Raw genomic sequence first — 5,791 nt, 5'->3', positions numbered from 1 at the left:
TCGTTGACGCCGGCGAGCTCGAAGAGCACCCGGCCGGGCTTGACCACTGCGACCCACCGCTCCGGGTTGCCCTTGCCGGAGCCCATGCGGGTCTCGGCCGGCTTCTCGGTGACGGGCTTGTCCGGGACGACGTTGATCCACACCTTGCCGCCGCGGCGGACGTGGCGGGTCATGGCGATGCGAGCGGCCTCGATCTGGCGGGCGGTGATCCAGCCCGGCTCGAGGGCCTGGATGCCGTACTCGCCGAAGGTCACCCGCGTGCCACCGGTGGCGTTGCCCGTCATCCGGCCGCGGTGCTGCTTGCGGTGCTTGACCTTCTTCGGCATCAACATGGGTTGCTCCTACTCCGCGTCGCCGCGGAAGTGGGGGGCCTCGTGGTGCTCGGACGCCCGGGTGAGGCGCTCGATCTCCTCCTCCTCGGCGAGGAGGCGCTCGAGCTCGGGGTCGGCCTCCTTCAGGAGGGGCTGGGCCTCGGGCTGGGCGCCTTCCTCGGCGGGGGCGGCGGCGTCGGGCGCGGCCCGCCGGCGGGCGGCGGAGGCGGACACGACCCGGCCGGGCCGGCCCTGGCCGGACGTCTCGCCCACGGCCATGGCCGCCTCGCGGTTGATCTTGTCCTCCATCGCCGCCTTGTACGGGAGGATGTCGCCCTTGTAGATCCAGACCTTCACGCCGATGCGGCCGTAGGTCGTCTTCGCCTCGCGGAAGCCGTAGTCGACGTCGGCCCGGAGGGTGTGCAGCGGCACCCGGCCCTCGCGGTACCACTCGGTGCGGGCCATCTCCGAGCCGCCGAGGCGGCCCGAGCACTGGACCCTGATGCCCTGCACGCCGGCCTTCTGGGCGTTCTGGACGGCCCGCTTCATGGCCCGGCGGAAGGCGACGCGGCCGGCGAGCTGGTCGGCCACGCCCTGGGCGATCAGGGCGGCGTCGAGCTCGGGCTGCTTGATCTCCTGGATGTTCAGCTGGACCTTCGGGTTGCCGGTGATCTTCGTCAGGCCGGCCCGCAGGCGGTCGGCCTCGCTGCCCCGCCGGCCGATGACGATGCCGGGGCGGGCGGTGTGGACGTCGACCCGGAGGCGGTCCCGCGTGCGCTCGACCTCCACCCGGCTGATCGCCGCGTGGGGGAGCTGCTTCATCAGGTAGTCCCGGATCTTCCAGTCCTCGATGACGAAGTCGCCGTACTCGTTGCGGTCGGCGAACCAGCGGGACTTCCAGTCCGTGGTCACGCCGAGCCGGAACCCGTACGGGTTGACCTTCTGGCCCATCAGCTCTGCTCCTCGTCCCCGGCCGCTCCGGCCGCGGTGTCCTCGGTGGTGGCCTCCGGCGCGGTGTCGACGGCCTCGGGCGCGGTGTCCTCGGCGGGCGCGGTGTCGACGGCCTCGGGCGCGGTGGCCTCGGCGGGCGCGGCCTCGACGGTCGCGGCCTCCTCGGTGTCGTCGGGCGGGGTGGCGCCCGCCTGGCCGGCGGCCCGCTCCTGCTGCTGCGACGCCCGGCGGCGGCTGCCCTCGACCCGGCGGCGCCGGCGCTCGGCGGCGTCGTCGGTGGCGGTGGTGGCCGCCTCCTCGGCGGGCGCCTGCTCGCCCCGGCTCCTCGCCACCCGGCGGCGGCGCTCCTCGAGCCCGCCCCGGCGGCCCCGGCCCCGGCCGGTGTCGGCGGCCCGGCGGCGGGCCAGCTCCTCGTCGGGCAGGCGGCTGACGATGACGGTGATGTGGCAGGTGCGCTTGCGGATCCTGGTGGCCCGGCCCCTGGCCCGGGGCCGCCACCGCTTCAGGGTGGGGCCCTCGTCGGCGAAGCAGGCCGACACGTACAGGTCGTCGGCCGCCTGCTGGTCGTTGTGCTCGGCGTTGGCCACCGCGGACGCGAGGCACTTGCGGATGACGAGCGCCGCGTCGCGCTCGGTGAACTGGAGGATCTCGTCGGCCCTGCGCACGTCCTTGCCCCGGATGAGGTCGAGGACCTCGCGGGCCTTGTACGCGGACATGCGGGCGTAGCGCACCTCGGCGCGGGTGCCCGGCCGCTCGTTGGTCTTGACGCCGAAGGCCATGCTCAGCGCCTCCCCGACCGTTCCTGGCCGGCGTGGTAGCGGAACGTCCTCGTCGGGGCGAACTCGCCGAGCTTGTGGCCGACCATGGACTCGGTGATGTAGACGGGCACGTGCTTGCGCCCGTCGTGGACGGCCACGGTGTGGCCGACCATCTCGGGGATGATCGTGGAGCGGCGGGACCAGGTCTTGATGACCCGCTTCTCGCCCTTCGCGTTGAGGTTGTCCACCTTCTTCAGGAGGTGGTCGTCGACGAAGGGGCCCTTCTTCAGGCTGCGCGGCATGCGATCTACCTCCGCGAGCCGCGCGTGCGGCGGCGCCGGACGATGAGCTTCTGGGATTCCTTGGTCTTGTCCCTGGTGCGGCCCTCGGGCTTGCCCCAGGGCGACACCGGGTGGCGGCCGCCGGAGGACTTGCCCTCGCCGCCGCCGAGCGGGTGGTCGACCGGGTTCATGGCGACGCCGCGGGTCTGCGGGCGCACGCCCTTCCACCGGTTGCGGCCGGCCTTGCCCACCTTGACCAGCTCGGCCTCGGCGTTGCCGACCTCGCCGACGGTGGCCCGGCAGTCGATGGGGACGCGGCGCATCTCGGTGCTCGGCAGCCGGAGGGTGGCGAACGCGCCCTCCTTGGCCACGAGCTGGACGCTGGAGCCGGCGCTGCGGGCCATCTTGCCGCCCGCCCCCGGCTTCAGCTCCACGTTGTGCACGGTGGTGCCGACGGGGATGTAGCGCAGCGGCAGCGCGTTGCCCGGGCGGATCTCGGAGCCCTGGCCGCTCTGGAGCACGTCGCCCACCCGCACCTGGGCGGGGGCGAGGATGTAGCGCTTCTCGCCGTCGTAGTAGTGGAGCAGCAGGATGCGGCAGTTGCGGTTGGGGTCGTACTCGACCGCCGCCACCTTGGCCGGCACGCCGTCCTTGGTGCGGTGGAAGTCGACCAGGCGGTAGCGCTGCTTGTGGCCGCCGCCGCGGTGGCGCGCCGTCTTGCGCCCGTAGGAGTTCCGGCCGCCCGTGCCGGACTTCGGCGCCAGCAGCGACTTCTCGGGCTTGTCCTTGGTGATCTCGTTGAAGTCGGCGACCGTCTGGAACCGGCGGCCGGGGCTCGTGGGGTTGCGCTTGCGGAGGGGCACGGCAGTCCTCAGCTCTGGAACAGGTCGATGCGGTCGCCGGCGTGGACGGTGACGATCGCCCGCTTGGTGTCGGGCCGCTTGCCGGAGGTGAACGAGCGCCGGTTGCGCTTGCGCTTGCCCCGGCGGTTGAGCGTGTTCACCTTCAGGACGCGCACCCCGAAGATGGCTTCGACGGCGTCGGAGATCTCCGGCTTCGAGGCGTCGGGGTGGACCTTGAACGTGTAGACGTTGGTCTCGAGGAGCCCGTAGGACTTCTCGCTGACGATGGGCTCGAGGATCACGTCGCGGGGGTTCTTCACGCCTCGACCTCCTCGGCGGCCTCGGTGGCGGTGCCCTCGGGCGGGGCCACGGCGACCACGCTCTCGGCCGGCTCGGCCGCGGCGGTGGCGTCGGCCGCCTCGGCGGCGGGCACGGTCGAGCGGGTGAACACGACCCAGTCGCTGCACAGCACGTCGTAGGCGTTCAGCTCGCCCGGCGACACGACGTGGACCTCGCCGAGATTGCGGAAGCTCTTCCAGACGGCCTCGGCGTCGCGGGGGGCGACGACCAGCACCCGGCCGGTGAGGCCGAGGGCGGCGAGGGCGGCGACGGCGTCCTTGGTCCGCGGCGCCGACCAGCCCCAGTCGTCGACGACGACGACCTTGCCGTCGGCGGCCCGGTCGGACAGGGCCGAGCGGAGGGCGAGGCGCACCATCTTCTTCGGGGTGCGCTGCTTGTAGGAGCGGGGCTTGGGCCCGAGGGCCACGCCGCCGCCCTTCCAGTGCGGCGCCCTGGTCGAGCCCTGGCGGGCCCGGCCGGTGCCCTTCTGGCGCCACGGCTTGGCGCCGCCGCCGGACACCTCGGCCCTGGTGAGCGTGCTCTGGGTGCCGGCCCGGCGGGCGGCCAGCTGGGCGGTGACGACCTGGTGCATGACCGGGACGTTCGGCTGGACGGCGAACACCTCGTCGTCGAGGTCGACCGACCCCGCGGTGCCGCCGGTGACGTTGCGCACCTCGACCTGCATCAGGCCCCCTTCACCGCGTCGCGGACGAGGACGACGCCGCCCTTCGGCCCGGGCACCGACCCGCGGAGCAGGAGCAGGTCCCGCTCGGCGTCGGCCTGGACCACGCTGAGGTTCAGGGTCGTGACCCGCTCGGCGCCCATGCGCCCGGCCATGCGGGTGCCCTTGAACACCCGGGCGGGGGTGGCGCAGGCGCCGATGGCGCCGGGAGCCCGGTGGACCCGGTGGGCGCCGTGGGCGGCGCCGAGGCCGCCGAAGCCGTGGCGCTTCATGACGCCGGCGAAGCCCTTGCCCTTGCTCACGGCGGTGACGTCGACGAGCTCGCCGGAGGCCAGCACGTCGACCTTGATCTCCTGGCCGACCTCGTACCCGGACACGTCCTCGAGGCGCAGCTCGAGCAGCCGGACCCCGGGGTCCACGCCCGCCTTGCGGTAGTGGCCGGCGGTGGGCTTGTTGACGGAGCGCTCCCTGCGGGTGCCGTAGGTGACCTGGAGGGCGGTGTAGCCGTCCTTCTCCTGGGTCTTGACCTGCACCACGCGACACGGCACGACGCGCAGCACGGTGACGGGGACGACGCGGTTGTCCTCGTCCCACACCTGGGTCATGCCCAGCTTCTCGCCGACGATCGCTTTGGTTGCCATGGGCTTGCCGTTCTCGTGCCCTTCGCTCACGCAGACGCTCCGCCGGGGGACCCGACGGAGCGCCGTCTCGGTTGTGCTGCGGGGTCCCCGGCCCCGATCGGGGCGGGCCGGCGCAGACGTCGTTTCACCACTGCTGCAGAACCAGCGGCGCCGGCCACAGGCCGCGCACGCGAACGAGGAAGCATAGCGGCGCCGCCGAAGAAGCACCAACGGCGTCCCCCGAGCGCGCAACAGGGGCCCGAGCCAACGCCCGAACCCCTGCCGAAACCTCCCGAGCCCTTGAAGTTCCTGCAGGCCGGCGATGCCCCGGAGGGGCGTCGCCCTGGCCGTCAGCAGGAGGAATCAGGCCTGTTGGATCTTGATCTCGATGTCGACGCCCGCCGGGAGCTCGAGGCGCTGGAGGCTGTCCACGGTCTTCGCGCTGGGCTCGACGATGTCGAGGAGGCGCTTGTGGATCCGCATCTCGAAGTGCTCGCGGGAGTCCTTGTCCTTGAACGGCGACCGGACCACCGTGTAGCGGTGCTTCTCGGTCGGCAGCGGCACGGGGCCGCGGACCTGGGCCTGGGTGCGGACGACCGTCTCCACGATCTTCTTCGTGGACTGGTCGATGATCTCGTGGTCGTACGCCTTCAGCCTGATGCGGATCTTCTGCTTCTCGGCCACGGTGCCCCTACTTGACGATCTTGGTGACGCGGCCGGCGCCGACGGTGCGGCCACCCTCCCGGATGGCGAACCGCAGGCCCTCGTCCATGGCGATCGGGTGGATCAACGAGACCCGCATCGTGGTGTTGTCCCCCGGCATGCACATCTCGGTCCCCTCCGGCAACTCGATCGTGCCGGTCACATCCGTGGTCCGGAAGTAGAACTGCGGCCGGTAGTTCGAGAAGAACGGCTTGTGCCGACCGCCCTCCTCCTTGGTCAACACGTACACCTGCCCCTCGAAATCGGTGTGCGGCGTGATCGACCCCGGCTTGGCCAACACCTGG

General features: G+C 72.5%; 8 protein-coding genes and 2 pseudogenes. All 10 read right to left on the bottom strand.

All coding sequences use genetic code 11. The features are described from left to right. The coding region (rplP, locus tag VGB14_00295; GenBank protein HEX9991341.1) for a 50S ribosomal protein L16 at positions 1 to 332 on the bottom strand (332 nt) is incomplete at its 3' end. A gap of 300 nt (positions 333 to 632) precedes the next feature. Continuing rightward, positions 633 to 1,262 (bottom strand): annotated as a pseudogene (rpsC, locus tag VGB14_00290) (30S ribosomal protein S3). Between the two features lie 425 nt (positions 1,263 to 1,687). Further along, positions 1,688 to 2,041, bottom strand: a pseudogene (gene rplV / locus VGB14_00285) (50S ribosomal protein L22). A 2-nt stretch (positions 2,042 to 2,043) separates the two neighbouring features. Then, complete coding sequence (gene rpsS, locus VGB14_00280; GenBank protein HEX9991340.1) at positions 2,044 to 2,322, bottom strand: 30S ribosomal protein S19; 279 nt, start codon at positions 2,320 to 2,322, stop codon at positions 2,044 to 2,046. A 5-nt stretch (positions 2,323 to 2,327) separates the two neighbouring features. Beyond that, complete coding sequence (gene rplB / locus VGB14_00275; protein HEX9991339.1) at positions 2,328 to 3,164, bottom strand: 50S ribosomal protein L2; 837 nt, start codon at positions 3,162 to 3,164, stop codon at positions 2,328 to 2,330. 8 nt (positions 3,165 to 3,172) lie between these two features. Then, complete coding sequence (gene rplW, locus VGB14_00270; GenBank protein ID HEX9991338.1) at positions 3,173 to 3,463, bottom strand: 50S ribosomal protein L23; 291 nt, start codon at positions 3,461 to 3,463, stop codon at positions 3,173 to 3,175. Beyond that, positions 3,460 to 4,167, bottom strand: coding sequence for a 50S ribosomal protein L4 (gene rplD, locus VGB14_00265; protein HEX9991337.1), 708 nt, complete (start codon positions 4,165 to 4,167; stop codon positions 3,460 to 3,462). The genes rplW and rplD overlap by 4 nt, the downstream gene beginning before the upstream one ends. Continuing rightward, positions 4,167 to 4,805, bottom strand: coding sequence for a 50S ribosomal protein L3 (gene rplC / locus VGB14_00260; protein HEX9991336.1), 639 nt, complete (start codon positions 4,803 to 4,805; stop codon positions 4,167 to 4,169). Before rplC ends, rplD begins: the two co-directional genes overlap by 1 nt. 342 nt (positions 4,806 to 5,147) lie before the next feature. Continuing rightward, the gene (gene rpsJ / locus VGB14_00255; GenBank protein ID HEX9991335.1) at positions 5,148 to 5,468 is read right to left on the bottom strand and encodes a 30S ribosomal protein S10; all 321 of its coding nucleotides are present in this window, start codon (positions 5,466 to 5,468) and stop codon (positions 5,148 to 5,150) included. Between the two features lie 7 nt (positions 5,469 to 5,475). Next, positions 5,476 to 5,791, bottom strand: a 316-nt coding sequence (tuf, locus tag VGB14_00250) for an elongation factor Tu (protein HEX9991334.1), incomplete at its 5' end; no start/stop codon positions are given.

It is taken from the genome of Acidimicrobiales bacterium (genome assembly GCA_036399815.1).
Taxonomy (GTDB): domain Bacteria; phylum Actinomycetota; class Acidimicrobiia; order Acidimicrobiales; family DASWMK01; genus DASWMK01.
The sequence above is the reverse complement of the archived record's forward strand: the minus strand, read 5'-3'. Positions and strand labels throughout refer to the sequence as shown.